Raw genomic sequence first — 18,464 nt, forward strand, 5'->3', positions numbered from 1 at the left:
TGCCTACCGACCCTGTATCGATCGCGTCGCTAGGGTCGACGGCATGGGCGAGGCGACAGCGCCGCACGACGGCGAACCGCACCAGCACGGACGGCTGGCCGGGCGGCTCAACTGGCTGCGGGCCGGCATCCTGGGCGCCAACGACGGCATCATCTCCACCGCCGGCATCGTGGTCGGTGTCGCCGGCGCGACCACCGAGCGCGACTGGCTGCTGCTCACGGGCCTCGCGGGCCTGGTCGCGGGCGCGTTCTCCATGGCCGGCGGCGAGTACACCTCCGTCAGCGCCCAGCGCGACACCGAACGCGCCGCGCTGGCCCAGGAACGCTGGGAACTCGAGCACCTGCCCGGCGAGGAGCTGGCCGAGCTGGCCGGCATCTACGAGCAGAAGGGCCTCTCGCCGGAGCTGGCCGCCTTGGTCGCCCGCGAGCTGACCGCTGAGGACGCGCTGGCGGCACACGCCGAGGCCGAGCTCGGCATCGACGCCGACGAACAGACCAGCCCCTGGCAGGCGGCGATCTCGTCGTTCGTGGCGTTCGCCCTGGGCGCGGCGCTGCCACTGCTGGCCATCGTGCTGCCCCCGGCGACGGCGCGAGTGCCGGTGACCATGGTGACGGTCGTGGTCGCGCTGGCCCTGACGGGGTACGTGGGGGCACGGCTGGGTGGCGGACGGCGTTCGCGTGCGGCCGCCCGCGCGGTCGTCGTCGGGCTGCTCACCATGGCCGTGACCTACGCCGTCGGCTCCGCGGTCGGCGTGAGCGTGTCGTAGGTCGCGTTGACAACGGCACGAACGGTCGTGCTATTTTTGTCATCGTGACCAAGGGCGCCGAGACGAGACAGGCCATCCTCCGCAAGGGAGTCGAGACGGCCTATCGCGTCGGGCTGGGCGGGCTGACCATCGGGGCGCTCGCCGCCGACCTCGACATGTCGAAGAGCGGCCTGTTCGCCCACTTCCGGTCCAAGGAGCTGCTCCAGATCGAGGTCCTGCGCGAGGCGCGGACCGAGTTCGTCGACGCCGTCATGCGACCGGCCATCCAGGCGCCCCGGGGCGAGCCCCGCGTCCGCGAGCTGTTCGAGCGCTGGGTGGTGTGCGGCCGCACCCGCATGCCGGGTGGCTGCCTGTTCGTCAAGGCCTCCGCCGAGCTGGACGAGCAGGACGGCCCGGTGCGCGACCAGCTGGTCCGCGACCACACCGACCTCTACGACTCCTGCGCGCGCATGTTCGCCACCGGCATCGCCGAGGGCCACTTCCGCGAGGACGCCGATCCCATGCAGTTCGCCGCCGACCTCGACGGCATCATGCTCGGCTTCTACCACGCCCACCGCCTGCTCGAGGACGCGCAGGCCGAGGCCAGGGCCCGGTACGCGTTCGAGCGGCTCCTCGCCGACGCCCGCGTGCCCGTCCCGGCCGGCACCTAGACCCACCTGCACACCCTCCCGAAGGGACCTGCCATGACCACGGCCTCGGCCACCGTCTCGCCGCAGAATCGCACGATCGTTCGTGCTGGAGCGAAGCTCCGCGCGCTCCGGATCGCGTTCCGGACGCTCGAGCGGGTCGCGCCCGGCGTCGGCGCTCGCTGGGCGACGAGCGTGTGGTGCACGCTGCCGAACACCGGTGGCCGGCGCCGCGACGAGCGGCCCCGCCCGGGCGAGCGCAGCACGCTGACGCTCGCCGACGGCCGGGTCATCGCGGTCGAGAGCTGGGGGTTCGGCCCGCCGGTGTACCTCATGCACGGCTGGGGCGGCTGGCGTGGGCAGCTCGGCGCGTTCGTCCAGCCGCTGGTCGATGCAGGCCGGCGGGTGGTCGCCGTCGACGCCCCGAGCCACGGCGACTCCGGGCCGGGCCAGCTCGGCCGCGGCAAGGCGACCGGCGTCGAGTTCACCGAGGCGCTCGCGGCCGCCGTGGGCAAGCACGGCAAGCCGGCCGCCGTCATCGGCCACTCGCTCGGCGGCGCGGCCACCGCGGTCGCCGTCCTCGACGGCCTGCCCGCGGCGAAACTGGTGTTCGTCGCGCCGAGCACGAAGCTCAGCTCGGGCCTGGCCATGCTCCAGTGGACCCTCGGGTTCGGCGAGCGGACCCGCACCCGCATGCTGGCCCGGATGGAGCGACTGGCCGGCCGGCACCTGTCCGACTACGACATCACCGGGCTGTCCCGGCGGGTCGAGCTGCCGCCCACCCTCGTCGTGCACGACCGCAACGACAAGGAGATCCCGTACGACGACGGCGCGGAGCTCGCGGCCACCTGGCCCGAGGCCGAGCTGGCGACCACCGAGGGGCTCGGGCATCAGCGGATCCTGCGCGACCCCGCAGTGATCGCCTTGGTCGTCGACTACGTCACGGCCTGACGCCGACGTCCAGCCGGTTCAGCAGGTCGCGCACATTCTCTTCCAGGTCGTCGCGGACGGCGCGGACGGCGTCGAGGTCGCGGCCGGCGGTCTCGGGCACGTCCCAGTGCTCGTACCGCTGGCCGGCCAGTTCCGGGACGGCGACGTCGCCCATGATGACGACGACGTCGGCGGCCTGGATGATCTCGTCGGTCCACGGCTTCGGGAACTCGTCGCCGAGGTCGATGCCGCGCTCGCTCATCGCGTCGGCGACGCCGGGATCGATGTCCAGCGCGGGCCGCGCGCCGCCGGACCAGCCGAAGGCGCCGTCGCCGGACAGTGTCTCGAACAGTCCGAGCGCCAGCAGCGACCGGCCCGCGTTGTCCGGGTCGAGGAACAGGACGGTGGGTTTGGCCTGCTCGCGCTCGACCCGGGCCAGCGCGCGCAGCCGCTGCCGAGAGAACCGCTCGGCCATGAGCGGCAGGAACGTCGGGATGCGGGCGCCGGCGGCGAACTGCTCGTAGCTGGTCTCGAGGAACGAGTCGATGGTCTCGCGGCCGATGCCGGGGAACTCGGTGTCGAGGCGTTCGCCGGCCAGTCGCAACGCGAGGTCGCGGTCGATGGTGGGGGCTTCGGGGGTCGGTGTGCTCATGGTCCCTCCTCGTGGCACGAGTGGTCCGTACCCGGTGCGGAGGGATCGAATCAGGCGCGGACGGCGGACCGGGTCGCGTCGATGGTGGCCGAACCGACCACACGGCTGCCGTCGTAGAGCACGACGGCCTGGCCGGGCGCGACGCCCTCCTGCGGCGCCGCGAACTCGACCCCCACGGAGCCGTCGACCGACACCGTCGCGACGGCCTCGACCGGAACGCCATGGGCGCGGAACTGCGCCTCGCAGCGCAACTCCCCCGCGACGGGCGCCGTCCCGCACCAGCGCGGCGCCACGGCGGTGAGGGCGTCGACGGCGAGTGCTTCCCGCGGGCCGACGGTCACCCGGCGGTCGACCGGGGAGATGTCGAGGACGTAGCGCGGCTTGCCGTCGGCCGCGGGCGTGCCGATGTGCAGCCCCTTGCGCTGGCCGACGGTGAACCCGTAGGTCCCGTCGTGCGTGCCGACGACGGCGCCGGCGGTATCGACCACCTCGCCCGGCTCGGAACCGAGACGACCACGCAGGAAGCCGGCGGTGTCGCCGTCGGCGATGAAGCAGATGTCGTGGCTGTCGGGCTTGCGCGCGACGGCCAGGCCGCGGCGCTCGGCCTCGTCGCGGACCTCGGACTTGACGGTGTCGCCGAGCGGGAACAGCGCGTGCGACAGTTGCGCGGCCGTCAGCACGCCGAGCACGTAGGACTGGTCCTTCTCGGGGTCGGCGGCGCGGTGCAGCTCGCGGCCGTGCGGCCCCTCGAGGACGCGGGCGTAGTGCCCGGTGCCGACGGCGTCGAAGCCCAGCGCGAGCGCGCGGTCGAGCACGGCTGCGAACTTGATCTTCTCGTTGCAGCGCAAGCACGGGTTGGGCGTGCGGCCGGCGGCGTACTCGGCGACGAAGTCCTCGACGACGTCGGCGCGGAACCGCTCGGCGAGGTCCCACACGTAGAACGGGATGCCGAGCACGTCGGCGGCCCGGCGGGCGTCGCGGGAGTCCTCGATGGTGCAGCAGCCGCGGGCGCCGGTGCGGAACGACTGCGGGTTGGCCGACAGCGCGAGGTGCACCCCGGTGACGTCGTGGCCGGCCTCGACCAGGCGGGCCGCGGCGACCGCCGAGTCGACTCCGCCGGACATCGCGGCGAGGACGCGCATGGTCAGTTCCCCCTGCTGGTTGCGACGTTCACGATGCCGGCCGCCCGGGCCCGCTCGACGGCCGGGCCGATGGCCGCGACCAGCGCGTCGACGTCGTCCGTCGTCGACGTGTGACCGAGCGAGAACCGCAGCGACCCGCGGGCCTGCTCGTGCGGAGCGCCCATGGCGAGCAGCACGTGCGACGGCTCCGGCACGCCGGCCGTGCAGGCGCTGCCCGTCGAGCAGTCGATGCCGGCGGCGTCGAGCAGGAGCAGCAGGGAGTCGCCCTCGCAGCCGGGGAAGGAGAAGTGCGCGATGCCGGGCAGCCGGCGGCCGGGGTCGCCGTCGGCGTCGCCGTTGAGGATCGCGTCGGGCACCGCCGCGCGGACGCCGTCGACCAGCCGGTCGCGCAACGCGGCGAGCTCCGCCGCCCGCGCAGGGACGTCGGCCAGCGTCGCCCGCAGCGCCGCCGCCAGCCCGGCCACGGCGGGCGCGTCGAGCGTGCCGGAACGGACGTCGCGCTCCTGGCCGCCGCCGTGCAGGACGGGCGTGACGTCGGCTTCGCGCCGCAGCAGCAGCGCCCCCACCCCCACGGGAGCGCCGGCCTTGTGCCCGGACACCGTCATGGCGTCGAGCCCGGAGTCGCCGAAGTGGACCGGCAGCGCGCCGACCGCCTGCACGGCGTCGGAGTGCACCGGGATGCCGTACCGGTGCGCGACGGCGACGACCTCGGCGAGCGGCTGGACGGTGCCGACCTCGTTGTTCGCCCACATGACGGTGACCAGCGCGACGGAGTCGGGGTCGGCCTCGACCACGCGCCGCAGGGCCTCGACGTCGAGCCGGCCCGTGTGGTCGACCGGCAGCCACTCGACCTTGGCCCCCTGCTCCGCGGTCAGCCAGTCGACGGAGTCGAGGACAGCGTGGTGCTCGACGGCGGAGGCGAGGATGCGGACGCGGCGCGGGTCGGCGGCGCGGCGGGCCCAGAACAGGCCCTTGACGGCGAGGTTGTCGGCCTCGGTGCCACCGGAGGTGAACACCACCTCGCTGGGCCGCGCGCCGAGGCCGGCGGCGACGGACTCGCGCGCCTCTTCGACCAGCTTGCGGGCCCGGCGGCCGGACGCGTGCAGCGACGACGGGTTGCCGAGGGTAGCCATGGCCCCGGCGACGACGTCGATCACTGCGGGGAGGACGGGGGTCGTCGCCGCATGGTCGAGGTACACGCGGCGGTCAGACATGTTCCGTCCAGTTTACGACGTGCGACGGCGGCCGGTCCCCGCACGTGTGGGGAGCCGGCCGCCGTCGTCGATGGATCAGCTCTTGCGCTTCTGGATCTCCGCGGTGGCCTGCGGGAGGACGGTGTGGAGGTCGCCGACGACGCCGAAGTCGGCCATCGCGAAGATGGGCGCCTCGGGGTCCTTGTTGACCACGACGATGGTCTTCGACGTCTGCATGCCGGCCCGGTGCTGGATCGCGCCGGAGATCCCCGCGGCCAGATACAACTGGGGGGAGACGGTCTTGCCGGTCTGCCCGACCTGGTAGGCGTGCGGGTACCAGCCCGAGTCCACCGCCGCGCGGGACGCGCCCACGGCCGCGCCCAGGGCGTCGGCCAGCGCCTCGACCGGGGCGAAGTCGCCGCCGGTGCCCCGTCCGCCGGAGACCACGATCGATGCCTCGGTCAGTTCGGGCCGGCCGGTCGCGGCGCGCGGCTTGCGCTCGACGATGCGTGCCTTCGTGGCGGCCTCGGAGAACGCGACCGCCACCTTCTCCTCCGCCGGGGTCGCGGGTGCGGGTTCGGGGGTGACGGCGTTGGGCTTCACCGTGATGACCGGCGTCCCGGTGGTGACCTGCGCGGTCACTGTGTAGCCGCCGGCGAACACGGACTGCGTGGTGATCAGATCGGGGGCGACACCAGTGACATCGGTGGCGTCGGTGATGACGCCGGAGCCGAGCTTCACCGCGAGCCGGGCCGCGATCTCCTTCCCCTCCGGCGACGAGGTCAGCAACACGCCGGCCGCGCCGGACGAGGACGCGATCTGCGCCAGCGCCTCGGCCTTCGGCACGACGAGGTACTGCTCGAACTCGCCCGCCTCGACCACATACACCTTCACCGCGCCGTACTGCCCCAACGCCTCGCGGGCCGCCTCGTGGTAGCCCGACCCCAAGAAGACGGCGGCCGGCTCACCCGCACGCCGGGCCAGCGTCAGCAACTCGAGCGTGGTCTTGCGGACCTCACCGTCGACGTGGTCGACCAGAACCAGAATCTCAGCCATCGCCATCCCTCTCAGATGAGCTTCTGCGCGGCGAGGAACTCGGCCAGCTTCACGCCGCCGTCACCCTCATCGGTCACCACCGTGCCCGCGGCGCGCTCCGGGCGCTTGACGACCTCACGCACGACCGTGGCGGCCCCACCCAGGCCGACACTGCCGCCGTCGACCCCCAGGTCGGCCAGCGACCACGACTCGACCGGCTTCTTCTTCGCCGCCATGATCCCCTTGAACGACGGATACCGCGGCTCGTTGATCTGGTCGGTCACCGCCACCACCGCGGGCAGGGCGGCCTCGATGGTCTCCGACGCGGTGTCGCCGTCGCGCCGCGCCGTCACCGTGGCCCCGTCGACCGCCAGCTCGCCGACGAAGCCCACGTGCGCCAGCCCGAGGTGCTCGGCCAGCATCGCCGGGACCACACTCATGGCGCCGTCGGTCGACGCCATACCGGTCAGGACCAGATCGACGTCGCCGATCTTGGTGACGGCGGCCGCCAGCACCCGGGCGGTGGCCAGCGCGTCGGACCCGTGCAGGGAGTCGTCGACGACGTGCACGCCGGAGTCCGCGCCCATCTGCAGCGCCTTCTTCAGAGCGGCGTCGGCGCCGTCGGGGCCCATCGTCAGGGCGACGATCTCGACGTCCTCGCCGGCATCGGCGACCTTGAGGGCCTCTTCGACGGCGTACTCGTCGAGCTCGGACAACAGGCCGTCGACACCGGCACGATCAGTGGTGTTGTCGGCAGCGGTGAAACTCCGATCCGCGGTGGCGTCCGGAACGTGCTTGACCAGGGTCACGATCTTCATGGCCGGGTTGCGACCTCCTAGGCCGGGTGGGTGGCGCGACGCCGTCGCGGCGTCCCTCGCGAGGCTAGCCCACACCGAGGTGGGAGGGCCTTCGAGAGTCCCGATGTTACCGACAGGTAACCAGCAGTCCAAGCCCGGTTGACGTGCAACACGTCACAGTCCGGAACGGCCGCCCCTACCCGTTTTCGCCGTCCTCACTCGGTCCCGATCACGGCCCCACTGTGAAATGATCGCGCGATGCGGATACTTGTCGTTTCGTGGGAGTACCCGCCAGTGATCTACGGCGGTCTCGGGCGTCACGTCCACCGCCTCACCGAGGGTCTCGTCGCCGACGGTCATGACGTCGCCGTCGTCACCCAGTCCGCCCCGGGCATGCCCGAGGAAGAGGACGACAAGGGCGTGCGCGTCTTCCGGGCGCCGCCCGATCCCCCGGCCGGGGAGCGCGGTGAGGACCTCGTGCCGTGGGTGCTGGCACTCAACACCAGCCTCATGCGCACCGCCCATCGCCTGACCCGCGAGTGGATGCCCGACGTCGTCCACGCCCACGACTGGGTCGACGCCCACGCCGGCATCAACGTCGCCCGTGCCATCGACGCGCCGCTCGTCGCCACCATCCACGCCACCGAGGCGGGCCTCTGGGACGGCTGGCTGTCGACGCCGCTGTCGCGGGCCCGGCACGACATCGAGGCCTGGCTGGTCGCCGAGGCCACGCGCTCCATCGTCTGCTCCGAGGCCATGCGGGTCGAGGCCGCGGCCGCGTTCGACGTGCCACCCGAGGACCTCACCGTCATCCGCAACGCCGTCGACCACCCGGCCTGGCGCACCACGGCCGAGGCGCGGCGGGCGACGCGCGAGCGGTTCGGCATCCCGCCCAAGACGCCGCTGCTGGTGTTCGGCGGACGCCTCGAATGGGAGAAGGGCGTCGACGTCTGCATCGAGGCACTGTCGCTCATTCGGCAGCGCCACCACGACGCCCGGCTGGTCCTGGCCGGCGCCGGGTCGCAGGAGGTCAACCTGCGGCGGCTGGCGCAGCGCCTGCAGATCGACCACGTCGTGCAGTTCGCCGGGCGCATGGGCCAGCCCGAGCTCGCGGCGCTCTTCGGCGCGGCCGACGTCGCCCTGGTGCCGTCGTCGTACGAGCCGTTCGGCATCGTGGCGCTCGAGGCGTGCGCGGCCGGCACCCCCGTCATCGCCGGCGACAGCGGCGGCCTGCGCGAGGTCATCGAGCACGACGTGACGGGCCTGCTGGTCCCGCCGCGCGACCCCAGCGACCTCGCGTCGGCGGCCATGCGGCTGCTCGAGGAGCCCGGTCTGTCGCAGCGCCTGGTCCGGGCCGCCCACCAGCGCATCGCCACCGAGTACGTCTGGACCGCCGTCGCCCGCGAGACCGAGAAGGTCTACGCGGCCGCGGTGGCCGACCCCCGTCCGCCCCGCCCGCGCCCCGCACCCGCCGCCGACGGCAACATCCTCGCCGACCGGCCCGCCTCGGTGCAGCAGGCCTGGCGCCGCGTCCGCGGCGAAGTGTAGTTCCCATGATCATCGGCGATCACTGGTGTTCCGACGCCAGCAATCGCCGATGATCACGAGTGTCCACAGGGCAGCCGGGCCGGCAGGAGCGTGGTGTGCCGGTCCAGCCGCGGGCGGTGAGGACGCGGGCCTGTTCGGCGGCGACGCCGCATGGGTCGGTGAACACGTCGGCGTGGCCGTAGCGCAGCGTCGCGTGGCCGTCGACGGTGGCGCGGTTGTCGCGCTGGTGGTCGCGGAACCGGCCTTCGCCGGTGTGCCCGACGCGGCCGTCGAGCTCGACTCGCACGCGGTACTGCTCGTAGTCGACATCGATCCAGATGACGCGCCGGCCGGCGACGCGGCGTTGGCGGCAGCCGGTGGGCAGGCCGTGGGCGCGTTCGACCCGGCGCAGGTGGCGCAGTTCGAGTGGTGACTGCGCGCCCTCGGCGACATCGGTGAGCATCGCCTCGACCATGGCCCGCCAGCGGATCTTCTTCCGCCGTGCCAGGGCGTCGGCGAGTCGTTCCGGCGTGGTCGCGCGGCGCTGACAGGCCGCCGTCACCCAGCCTTCCGCCTCGCGCGGGTGCGATGCGGTGTCGACGAGGTCCAGCACGGTGTCCTCGACCCGGGTCCGGGGCGGGGTCTTGGCCGGATGCCGGGTCAGGGCGAGTCGATGCGCGTAGTGGACCCGAACACCGTCGACCTTGCCCCGCACGTGTCGTTCGGCGGGCGCGGTGACGTGCACCGTCGGGCCCGGGTCGTCACACAGGCCGTCCAGATAGGCCGCGGTCCGGTGACTGGCCACCGCGCCGCGGCCCGCACGCAGGATCGCCGCCCACACCTGCGCCGCGAAGGGCAACGGCCCCGTGAACGTGGCGTACACACCGGCGTGGACCCGACGCCAGCGGCCCGACCGCAGCAGCCAGGTCAGCGCGTCCTCGGTCAGCCCGCTCGCGAGCGCCTGCGCACGGCTGACCACGCCGTCCTGGCCGGCGATGAGGTCCTCGATGTCCACGGCACCAGCCTGCGCGAATCGCGGAAGTCGCGCGAATCGGCCTGTGGACAACCGACATCATCGGCGATCACTGGTGCTCTGGCGCCAGCGATCGCCGATGATCATGGGTGGGTTCGGGCGGTGAGGGCTCGGGGTCGGGAGCTTGGCTGCGGCGGGCGCGCGTGAGCCAGCGGGTCAGGGCGCGGTAGGTGTCGTCGCGGATGAAGACCATGTCGGCGGCGATCATGGCCAGCGAGAACCAGGGCAGCGCCATGGTGACGGCGATGCCGACGTGCATGGCGAAGATCGCCAGCAGCGCCAGCACCCGGGTCCCTCGCCGCAGCAACAGCAGCGGGAACAGGACCTGCACGAACACCGTCACGTAGCTGCCGATCGTGACGAAGAACCCGTTGGTGTAGACGAGTTCGTTCAACCCGGGCCAGGGGGCGTACTGGCCGATGCGCAGCGGGTAGTACAGGCCGACGCCCTCCTGCCACATGCTGCCCTGGACCTTCGACAGCCCGGAGGTCATGTAGATGATGAAGACCTGCGCGGCCACGGCCATGAGCGCGACGTTGTGGAAGAGCGTGCCGGTCCACGGCGGCAGCGCGATCAGCGGGCGGTAGTCGGGCCGGGCCCGGCGGCGGGCGTCCAGCGACCAGCGCATGGACACGTCGGCGAAGCACAGGAACAGCAGCATGATGCGCACGATGTTGTCGCCGGCGTCGTCGCCCAGCGGGTTGAGACGCATCAGGCTGGCGATGCCGATCATCAGCAGCGGCGTCACGACGCGGGTGCGCCAGCCCAGCGTGAACGCGACGGCGAGCGCGGCCAGCAGCAGGTACTTCAGCGTGAAGACGGTGGTGTTGTCGTCGTAGGCGAAGACGGCGGTGAACGGGAAGCCGTACTCGTCGACGGTGAGCCAGGGGGTCAGCCAGCGCGCGCCCGGGCCCCACACGTAGTGCCGGTTGGTGAAGTTGACGGTGAGCGAGCCGAGGATCGCGACGCCGATGAGGATGCGCATCGCGGCCAGCCCATGGGTGGCCTTCTTGCCGTCGAACAGCCAGCGTTCGCCGGCGTCGACGGTCCGCCCGACGGCGCCGGTCACGACCCGGAGAGCATCGCCGATCATCGGTTCTCCACCAGCCCGTCGACGACGTCGGCGAAGGCGGTCTCGTCCTGGTTCGGGTCGACGAGCGCCGGGCGCCAGCCGAAGTCGCGCGTGGTCTGCTGCGGGTTCTCGGGGACGGGGTCGAAGCGGACGTCCCAGCGCGGCACCGGCGTGCGGACCAGCTGGAACTGGACGGCGACGACGTCCTCACCCCACATCGCCCGGGCGAACTGGGTGGCGTAGCCGGTGGCGACGCGGTCGGCGCGGACGATGTTGGCCACCCGCGACGACGTCTCGCCGCCCTGCGCCGCGATGAGGTCGTCGGCCAGCGGCACCCAGTCGGGCATGTCGGTGTAGTCGCGCGCGACGATCTCCTGCTGCTCGTCGCTCAGCGCGTTCCACGCTGTGTTGACGCGGCGGTGCAGGTTCGACGTCAGCCGGCTGGCCCGCGACGGCGCGGGATCGTGGTGGATCAGCGTCCACTCGAGCCGGGTCGGCTCCTCCCACTCCGTCGTGCGCAGGGCGCCGGTCTGCGGGTCCTCGACCTGCGCCCGCACCAGGATCTCGTCCTCGGCGTTGACGGGGTTGGGCGCGAACAGGCTCCAGTTCTGCTGGAAGAACGGGCGCATGTACCCGGACACCTGACCGCCGATGGAGTCCTTGATCGGGTTGGCGGGCGCGTTCCAGAGGAACGTCATCGCGAAGTGCAGCGCGACGACGCCGACCAGGAAGAACGCGACGCCCTTCGCGATGGGCGGCACCTGGGCGCCCCGGCCGTCGGCTACGCCGTCGTTCCGGCTGTCGGCCAGCCTCTCGTCCGGCCGCTCGTCCGGCCTCTCGTTCGGCACGCGGGCCAGGCTACCTGGTGGGCACGGGCTCGGCCGGAGCCTCCTCGCCGACGGCGTGCGCTGCGGCCGGCCGGCCACCCTGGGGCGGGACTCCCCCGCCGGGTGACGCGGCACCCGGCCGCCGCCGTCGCCGTCGTTCCTCCCAGCCGCTCCGGACCCGCGCCGCGATGGCCTGGTACGTGGAGTCGCGGATGAACACCTGGTCGCCGGCCATGATGAACAGCGAGAAGAACGGCAGGCCCATGATGATCCCGATGCCTGCGTGCATGCCGAGGACGCCCAGCAGCGCGACGACGCGGGTGCCGCGGCGCAGCAGCATCAGCGGGAAGAACAGCTGGATGAAGACGGAGAAGTACGAGACGACCAGCACGCCGAACGCGTTCGCCGACAGCAGGTCGTTGAGCCACGGCCACGGCCGGTACTGCCCCACCTGCATCGGGTAGTAGACGGCGGTGCCCTCCTGCCACGGCTCGCCCTGCACCTTGTACAGCGCCGAGGCGACGTAGATGATGCAGATCTGCGCGGCGACGGCGACGACGGCGAGGTTGTGGATCAGGACGCCGAGCCGGGCCGAGCCGCGGCGTAGCCCCTCGGGCGTGAACCGACGCGGCCACAGGCGCCGGCTGAGGCCCTGCTCCTGCCGCGCGCGGCGGCGGGCGTCGAGCGACCACCGTCCGGACAGGTCGGCGAAGCACAGGTAGATGAGCAGGATGCGGAAGATGTTGTCGCTCTGGTCGCCGTAGAGCGGGTTCGACTCGATGAGGCTGACCCAGCAGATCAGCAGCGCCGGCGCGACGACCCGGGTGCGCCAGCCGAGCGTGAAGAGGATCGCCAGTGCGAGGACGATCAGCACCTTCACCGTCAGCATCGTGGGGTCGCTGCCGCCCTCGAAGAGCGTGAACGGGAAGCCGAAGCCGCCGTTGCGCTCCAGCGGCGACATCCACTGCGCGGCGTCGCCCCACAGGTAGTGCCGGTTGCTGAAGTTGGCGAGCAGGAACCAGACGGCCGCGCCGCCGAAGATGACGCGGACGACGGCGACACCGTACGTCGCGCGCTTGGCGCCGAGGAGCCACTCCTCGCCCTTGCCGACGGTGGCGGCGATGCCGTCCAGCGCCCGGTCGACGGCGGACCCGATCACCGGAACCTCCCGATGGCCTCGGCGAACGCGTCGCTGTCCTGGCCGTCGTACTGATAGAGCGGACGGCGGCCGAACTCGCGCACCGTCATCGAAGGGTCGTCGCCGCGGTCGTCGAAGCGCGGCGCGCGGGTTTCTTGCAGCTGCACCTCGACGAACTGGATGCCGGAGTCGCGGCCCCACCAGGCCCAGACGAACTGGGTGGCGTACGCCGTCATGGCGCGGTCCAGGCGCAGCACGTAGGAGATGCGCGCGTCGGAGCTGCGGTCGGCCTCGGCGAGCATGCGCTCCTCCATGCGGGCCCACGCGTTCTCGTGGTAGTTGCCGGCCAGCGTCTCACGCTCGGCGGCCGTGACGAGCCGGTACTGCTTACGCATGTTGCCGGCCAGCCTGCGGGTGACGATGCCGGCCCGCGACGGCGCCAGACTGTGCAGGATGTTGCCCTCGATCTCGAGGTCGGTGACGTTCACCCACTCCGTCGAGGTGTCGGCGTCGTACCAGCCGCGCACCAGCATGGAGTACTCGACGCTGATGGGCGTCGGGGCGAAGAGGCTCCACTCCTGCTGGAAATAGGGCTGCATGTAGTTCGTGAGCGACGAGCCCAGCGTCGTCTTCGCGGCGTTCGCCGGCCCGACGAACACCGCCGTCGCCAGCAGGTGGGCGACCAGCACCGCGCCCAGCGCGCCGGCGACCACCTTGATCCATGTCGGCCGCGGCTGCTGCTTCTGCTCGTGCGCCGCTGCCGTTGTCTCCTGGTCCTGCATCGTGCCTGCCCTCGTGTGTCGACCGCCTGGTTCGACCGACCCCGGAAACGCCGATCCGGTGGGTCCACACCCATGGCTTGGGAGCGGACCCACCGTGATCGATCACCGGAGCCGTGGTGCTACTCCGCGTTGCTGATGGTGCTCAGTGGTGCTGGTGGTGCTGTGTCACTCGACGGTCAGACCGCGGCGACGGCTCACGGCGTAGGCCGCGATGCCACCGGCCAGGACCAGGCCCAGGCCGAGGATCAGGAGCTGGCTCGAGCCGGCACCGGTGTCGGGCAGCTCGCCGCCGTCGTCGTTGCCGTCCTCGTTGCCGTTGGCGTCGTTGTCGCCGTCGTCGTCACCGTCGACCTCGGTGCCGTCGACCTCGGTCTCGGTGCCGTCAACCTCGGTCTCGGTGCCGTCGACCTCGGTGCCGTCGACCTCGGTCTCGGTGCCGTCGACCTCGGTGCCATCCACCTCGGTGCCGTCGACCTCGGTCCCGTCGACCTCGGTGCCATCCACCTCGGTGCCGTCGACCTCGGTGCCGTCGACCTCGGTCTCGGTGCCGTCGACCTCGGTCTCGGCCTCGTCGGCCAGCGTGTTCGGGCCGACGTGCGACTCGGCCAGCGTCACGGAGACGCCGCCGTTGTCGAGGCCACCGAGCAGGGTGACCTGCACGGCCGCGACGCTGTAGGTCTCGGAGGTCGAAGCCTTCTCGACGTTGACCGCGGTGCGCGCCGAGGTCGGCATGGCCATGCCGGCCTCCGCCTGGTCCGGCTGGACGTTGACCTTGATCGACAGGATGTCGGTCAGGGCGTCGGCCAGGCCGTTGGTGAGGTCGTCGACGCCGAGGTCGCCGAGCAGGTCGCCCAGGCCCTCGCCGAGGTCGCCGAGCAGCTCGCCCAGCAGGTCGTCGAGGATGTTGAACAGGCCGTCACCGATCAGCTCGCTGTTCGGCGGGAGGTCGTTCAGGCTCTCGAAGATCGCGCTCAGGTCGATGACGATGGTGCCGTCCTCGATCCAGATGGCGGCGTCGTCGCCGAGCTCGAGGTCGAGCCCACCGAGCAGCGGAACCGTGACACGGAGCTCGCCACCGGCGATCTCGTAGTCGCGCGAGACCTCGAAGTCGTCGCCCGACGGCTCGAGGTGAGCCTCGGACGAGACGGCGCCGAGCTCGAGCTCGACGTCGGCGATCGTGTCGGTGATGCCCTCGCCGAGCAGGTCGGTCAGGTCGAACGTGGCGTTGGCCGGGAAGCCGGCGTCGACGCCCGTGCCGATGGCGCCGTTGTCGGCGACCGCGCCGGTGGCGGCGTGCGAGATGGCGCCGTCCTCAGCGGTGGCCCACTGGTTCGCGGCACCGATCTTGATGATGTCCTCGAGAGGCAGCTGGATGCCGTCCTCGATGGTGATGTTGATGGAGTCGAGCAGCGTGACGTCCAGCGGGTTCGCCTCGGTGACCGGGTCGGCCTGGCCGAGGTTCTCGACCTCGACGCCGGCGAGCTCGGCGATCTCGTCCAGGTCGGTACCCAGGACGGTGCCGTCCAGGAATCGCGCACCGGCGCGCGACTCGTCACCCTCGGCCGCTGCGGCGGGCGTGAGCCACGCGCCGACAGCGAAAACCGGGGCAATACCAGCTGCGAGCAGCGTTGCTGCTGCGCGACGCCGGCGCATAACAGGTGTTGCAGGCATGCCTTCTCCTCTGGCATTTGCATTTTCATGGCGGGCTCCTTCGCAGCGGCCATCAGATGTGCCTTGGCCGGCGAAGCGTGATCATGAACCTACAACCGCTCCAGAGGCGTGTCTCGTACTTGGTGAATTTGCATCCCGGGACACCGACCGCCCATTCGCCTCGCGTCGTCCCCTAAGCCTCGAAAGGCCCTATCGCGGTGTTTGCCATAAAGAGGGACACTCGTTTCTTACACCCTTTTACGGGGCGATCCGGACGAACGGGGAGCTAACGCCGCGCAGAACTAGGGCGAAAGGGGCGAATCGGCCCTCGCCGCAGTGTGCAAAACGGGACCTCTGGTCTAAACCGAGAGAGTGCCCGCCGTGACCCAATCGTTACCAACGGCCGACACGCGGACCCGTTGCCGGCCCTCCACTTTTCCGCCCTATGTCCTGGTCAGAGCACCATTGAGCGGAGTGCGATGGGGCCATTCGGCTGATGGCGCCATGCGTTGTGCATATGTCAGTCGGCAGTGCGGCGGTATGGCCGGGAATGACGGCGGCCGATGGTGTGAACCCGGAGTTCCGGATCCACGACCACCGGCCGCCGTTCTCAGTGCGTTTCGGTGCGTTCGGCTCAGCCCTGGCCGATGCCCCGCCTGCGGCTGACCGCGTAGGCGGCGAGCCCACCGGAGAGCATCAGGCCCAGGCCGACGATCAGCAGCTGGCTCGACCCGTTACCGGTGTCGGGCAGGTGCTCGTCGTCGTTGTCCGCGCCGCGGTCCTCCTGACCGTCGTCGTCGGTGCCGTTGTCCTCGACCGCCGGGTCGGGGTCGTTGTCACCCCCGGCCGTGTCGACGCCGTCGACCTCCGCGCCGTCGACCTCGGAGCCGTCGACCTCGGTCTCGGTGCCGGCGGTCTCGGTCTCGGTGCCGGCTGTTTCGACGCCGTCCACCTCGGTCCCGTCGACCTCGGTGCCCTCGACCTCGGTCTCAGTACCCGCCGTCTCGGAACCGTCGACTTCAGTGCCGTCGACTTCACTGCCGTCGACCTCGGTGCCGTCGACCTCGGTCCCGTCGACCTCGGTCCCGTCGACCTCGGTCCCGTCGACCTCGGTCCCGTCGACCTCAGTGCCGTCGACCTCGGTCCCGTCGACCTCGGTCCCGTCGACCTCGGTGCCGTCCACCTCGGTCCCGTCGACCTCGGTCCCGTCGACCTCGGTGCCGTCCACCTCGGTCCCGTCGACCTCGGTCCCGTCGACCTCGGTGCCGTCCACCTCAGTGCCGTCGACCTCAGTGCCGTCGACCTCGGTCCCGTCGACCTCGGTCCCGTCGACCTCGGTGCCGTCCACTTCGGTCCCGTCGACCTCGGTCCCGTCGACCTCGGTCCCGTCCACCTCGGTGCCGTCCACTTCGGTCCCGTCGACCTCAGTGCCGTCCACCTCAGTGCCGTCGACCTCAGTGCCGTCGACCTCAGTCCCGTCCACCTCAGTGCCGTCGACCTCGGTCCCGTCGACCTCAGTCCCGTCGACCTCAGTCCCGTCGACCTCAGTGCCGTCGACCTCGGTCCCGTCCACCTCAGTGCCGTCGACCTCGGTCCCGTCGACCTCAGTCTCCGTACCGTCCACTTCGGTCCCGTCCACCTCGGTGCCGTCCACCTCGGTCCCGTCGACCTCAGTCTCCGTACCGTCGACCTCAGTGCCCTCGACCTCGGTGCCCTCGACCTCGGTGCCCTCGACCTCGGTCTCCGTGCCCTCGACCTCGGTCTCACCACCGTCGTCGGCGACGGTGTTGGGGCCGACCGTGGACTCGGCCAGCGTCACGACCGCGACCGGAGCCGACGGCAGCGCCGTCACCTCGAGGGCCGCCACGCTGTACGGACCGTCCGCGGCCCGGGCCAGCGCGCTCACCGGCGTCGCCGGCTGGTCGTCCTGCACGTTGAGCTTGATCGACAGGATCGACGCGAGCAGCTCGCCCACCGGGGTGAGCTGGTCGGTCAGCGACCCGACCAGGCCGGCGACCGTCTCGCCCAGCGTGGTGAGCGGCCCGCCCTCGGCGAACACGAGGTCCTCGACCAGTCCGCCGACCGTGGTGATCAGCGTGTCGAGCACGGGTGCGATCAGCGACGAGATGAGGCCGATGACGACACCGCTGCTGTTGTTGACGAACTCGGCCTCGCCGGTGATGACGTCGGCCAGCGTGCCGGTGAGCTGCAGGTCCAGCGTGCCGGACAGCAGCCCGCCCACCTCGGCGTAGATCTTGATGTCGAGGGTCGCCGCCCGCAGCGCGTTCTCGACCGTCTCGACAATGTCGGTGACCAGCGTGTCGAGCAGGGTGCCGATGGTCTCGGCGAGCTGGTCGATGACGGCGTTGCTCAGCAGCTCTGTGTTCGGCGCCTGGTCGTTCAGGCCGCCGGCGAGCGTGTCGAGGTCGATGACCAGCGTGCCCGCGCCGAGGTTCAGCTCGACGCCCGTGCCCTCGCCGAGGGTGGTGTTGAGCAGCTCCTCGACGGCGCCGGCCAGGTCGGTCTCGAGCGAGACCGTGATGTCGGGGTTCTCGACGCCCGCGACCGACAGGAGGCTCAGCAGCCCCTCGACGGTCGAGAGGGTCTGGGCGATGGTGCCCTCGGGACCGGCCAGGCCGTTGACGACCTCGTCGACGGTGCCGACGGCGTCCTGGACCGCGGGGAGGAGATCGGCGAGCAGGGGAAGTGTCAGCGTCAGCTGACCGCCGGCGATCTCGTAGTCGCGGGTGACCTCGAACTCCTCGCCCGCGGGCGCCAGGTGCGCCTCGGACGAGACGGCGCCGAGCTCGAGCTCGAGGTCGGCGATCAGGTCGGTCAGCGCGTCACCGAGCAGGTCGGTGAGGTCGAACGTCGCGTTGCCGGGGAAGCCGGCCTCGGCGCCGGTCCCGACGCCGCCGTTGTCGGCGACCGCGCCGGTGGCGGCGTGCGAGGTGCCGCCGTCCTCGGCCGACGCCCACTGGTTGACGGCGCCGAGCTGGATGATGTCGCTCAGCGGCAGCTGCACCCCGCCCGGCAGCGACACGTTCAGCGTGTCGAGGACCGTGAGGTCGAGCGGGTTCGCGTCGGTGACCGGCTCGGCCTCCCCGAGGTTCTCGACCTCGACGCCGGCCAGTTCGACCAGGCTGTCGAGATCGGTCCCGAGGACCTCTCCGCTCAGGAATCGCGCCGCCGCACGCGATTCGTCACCTTCGGCTGCCGATGCCGGAACGAGCCATGCACCGACGGCGACTACCGGGGCCACTCCAGCCGCCAGGAGCGTTGCCGCTACCCGGC

General features: G+C 71.7%; 16 protein-coding genes. 4 read left to right on the top strand and 12 right to left on the bottom strand.

The window, feature by feature from the left end; translation table 11 throughout:
* Positions 1–43 precede the first annotated feature (43 nt).
* The 3 genes from HD601_RS25730 to HD601_RS25740 are packed head-to-tail and all read left to right on the top strand — an operon-like array spanning position 44 to position 2,343.
* Positions 44–766 carry a VIT1/CCC1 transporter family protein gene (locus HD601_RS25730; RefSeq protein WP_184826773.1) on the top strand — a complete coding sequence of 241 codons (723 nt, stop codon included), beginning with the start codon at positions 44–46 and terminating at the stop codon, positions 764–766.
* A 44-nt stretch (positions 767–810) separates the two neighbouring features.
* Positions 811–1,416, top strand: coding sequence for a TetR family transcriptional regulator C-terminal domain-containing protein (locus HD601_RS25735; protein ID WP_184826775.1), 606 nt, complete (start codon positions 811–813; stop codon positions 1,414–1,416).
* Positions 1,417–1,449: 33 nt separating this feature from the next.
* Positions 1,450–2,343 carry an alpha/beta fold hydrolase gene (locus HD601_RS25740; protein ID WP_184826776.1) on the top strand — a complete coding sequence of 298 codons (894 nt, stop codon included), beginning with the start codon at positions 1,450–1,452 and terminating at the stop codon, positions 2,341–2,343.
* Here the strand turns inward: HD601_RS25740 and HD601_RS25745 are convergent.
* From HD601_RS25745 to HD601_RS25765, 5 genes are all read right to left on the bottom strand, one after another.
* The gene (locus tag HD601_RS25745) at positions 2,333–2,974 is read right to left on the bottom strand and encodes an arsenate-mycothiol transferase ArsC (protein WP_184826778.1); all 642 of its coding nucleotides are present in this window, start codon (positions 2,972–2,974) and stop codon (positions 2,333–2,335) included. The genes HD601_RS25740 and HD601_RS25745 overlap by 11 nt on opposite strands.
* Before the next feature lie 50 nt (positions 2,975–3,024).
* On the bottom strand, positions 3,025–4,116 hold the full coding sequence (gene mnmA / locus HD601_RS25750) for a tRNA 2-thiouridine(34) synthase MnmA (RefSeq protein ID WP_184826780.1): 1,092 nt from the start codon (positions 4,114–4,116) through the stop codon (positions 3,025–3,027).
* 2 nt (positions 4,117–4,118) lie between these two features.
* Complete coding sequence (locus HD601_RS25755) at positions 4,119–5,330, bottom strand: cysteine desulfurase family protein (RefSeq protein ID WP_184826782.1); 1,212 nt, start codon at positions 5,328–5,330, stop codon at positions 4,119–4,121.
* Positions 5,331–5,405: 75 nt separating this feature from the next.
* Positions 5,406–6,365 (bottom strand): electron transfer flavoprotein subunit alpha/FixB family protein, encoded by a 960-nt coding sequence (locus tag HD601_RS25760; RefSeq protein ID WP_184826784.1) that lies wholly within the window; start codon positions 6,363–6,365, stop codon positions 5,406–5,408.
* 11 nt (positions 6,366–6,376) lie between these two features.
* Positions 6,377–7,162 carry an electron transfer flavoprotein subunit beta/FixA family protein gene (locus HD601_RS25765; protein ID WP_184826786.1) on the bottom strand — a complete coding sequence of 262 codons (786 nt, stop codon included), beginning with the start codon at positions 7,160–7,162 and terminating at the stop codon, positions 6,377–6,379.
* Positions 7,163–7,399: 237 nt separating this feature from the next.
* Here HD601_RS25765 and HD601_RS25770 point away from each other — a divergent pair, with 237 nt between their 5' ends.
* Complete coding sequence (locus tag HD601_RS25770) at positions 7,400–8,689, top strand: glycosyltransferase family 4 protein (RefSeq protein ID WP_184826788.1); 1,290 nt, start codon at positions 7,400–7,402, stop codon at positions 8,687–8,689.
* Between the two features lie 19 nt (positions 8,690–8,708).
* On the opposite strand, the gene HD601_RS25775 is transcribed toward HD601_RS25770, so the two are convergent.
* From HD601_RS25775 to HD601_RS25805, 7 genes are all read right to left on the bottom strand, one after another.
* The gene (locus HD601_RS25775) at positions 8,709–9,683 is read right to left on the bottom strand and encodes a type IV toxin-antitoxin system AbiEi family antitoxin domain-containing protein (RefSeq protein ID WP_221441307.1); all 975 of its coding nucleotides are present in this window, start codon (positions 9,681–9,683) and stop codon (positions 8,709–8,711) included.
* A 67-nt stretch (positions 9,684–9,750) separates the two neighbouring features.
* Positions 9,751–10,794 (bottom strand): HTTM domain-containing protein, encoded by a 1,044-nt coding sequence (locus HD601_RS25780; RefSeq protein ID WP_184826790.1) that lies wholly within the window; start codon positions 10,792–10,794, stop codon positions 9,751–9,753.
* Entirely contained in the window at positions 10,791–11,621 is an 831-nt protein-coding gene (locus HD601_RS25785; protein WP_184826792.1) for a DUF5819 family protein, read from the bottom strand. The genes HD601_RS25780 and HD601_RS25785 overlap by 4 nt, the downstream gene beginning before the upstream one ends.
* A gap of 10 nt (positions 11,622–11,631) precedes the next feature.
* Positions 11,632–12,759 carry an HTTM domain-containing protein gene (locus HD601_RS25790; protein WP_184826794.1) on the bottom strand — a complete coding sequence of 376 codons (1,128 nt, stop codon included), beginning with the start codon at positions 12,757–12,759 and terminating at the stop codon, positions 11,632–11,634.
* The gene (locus HD601_RS25795) at positions 12,756–13,520 is read right to left on the bottom strand and encodes a DUF5819 family protein (protein WP_184826796.1); all 765 of its coding nucleotides are present in this window, start codon (positions 13,518–13,520) and stop codon (positions 12,756–12,758) included. Before HD601_RS25795 ends, HD601_RS25790 begins: the two co-directional genes overlap by 4 nt.
* A gap of 165 nt (positions 13,521–13,685) precedes the next feature.
* Complete coding sequence (locus tag HD601_RS25800) at positions 13,686–15,191, bottom strand: choice-of-anchor G family protein (RefSeq protein WP_184826798.1); 1,506 nt, start codon at positions 15,189–15,191, stop codon at positions 13,686–13,688.
* Positions 15,192–15,804: 613 nt separating this feature from the next.
* A complete protein-coding gene (locus HD601_RS25805; protein WP_184826800.1) occupies positions 15,805–18,432 on the bottom strand; it encodes a choice-of-anchor G family protein in 2,628 nt (875 codons plus the stop codon).
* Positions 18,433–18,464 lie beyond the last annotated feature (32 nt).

The sequence above is a fragment of the Jiangella mangrovi genome (genome assembly GCF_014204975.1).
Lineage (GTDB): Bacteria > Actinomycetota > Actinomycetes > Jiangellales > Jiangellaceae > Jiangella > Jiangella mangrovi.

What these genes read in the sequence shown, in the direction of transcription:
- mnmA (WP_184826780.1), bottom strand. Translation starts at nt 4,116, where the DNA reads ATGCGCGTCCTCGCCGCGATGTCCGGCGGAGTCGACTCGGCGGTCGCC.
- HD601_RS25765 (WP_184826786.1), bottom strand. Translation starts at nt 7,162, where the DNA reads ATGAAGATCGTGACCCTGGTCAAGCACGTTCCGGACGCCACCGCGGAT.
- HD601_RS25780 (WP_184826790.1), bottom strand. Translation starts at nt 10,794, where the DNA reads ATGATCGGCGATGCTCTCCGGGTCGTGACCGGCGCCGTCGGGCGGACC.
- HD601_RS25740 (WP_184826776.1), top strand. Translation starts at nt 1,450, where the DNA reads ATGACCACGGCCTCGGCCACCGTCTCGCCGCAGAATCGCACGATCGTT.
- HD601_RS25795 (WP_184826796.1), bottom strand. Translation starts at nt 13,520, where the DNA reads ATGCAGGACCAGGAGACAACGGCAGCGGCGCACGAGCAGAAGCAGCAG.
- HD601_RS25770 (WP_184826788.1), top strand. Translation starts at nt 7,400, where the DNA reads ATGCGGATACTTGTCGTTTCGTGGGAGTACCCGCCAGTGATCTACGGC.
- HD601_RS25745 (WP_184826778.1), bottom strand. Translation starts at nt 2,974, where the DNA reads ATGAGCACACCGACCCCCGAAGCCCCCACCATCGACCGCGACCTCGCG.
- HD601_RS25760 (WP_184826784.1), bottom strand. Translation starts at nt 6,365, where the DNA reads ATGGCTGAGATTCTGGTTCTGGTCGACCACGTCGACGGTGAGGTCCGC.
- HD601_RS25755 (WP_184826782.1), bottom strand. Translation starts at nt 5,330, where the DNA reads ATGTCTGACCGCCGCGTGTACCTCGACCATGCGGCGACGACCCCCGTC.
- HD601_RS25730 (WP_184826773.1), top strand. Translation starts at nt 44, where the DNA reads ATGGGCGAGGCGACAGCGCCGCACGACGGCGAACCGCACCAGCACGGA.
- HD601_RS25800 (WP_184826798.1), bottom strand. Translation starts at nt 15,191, where the DNA reads ATGCCTGCAACACCTGTTATGCGCCGGCGTCGCGCAGCAGCAACGCTG.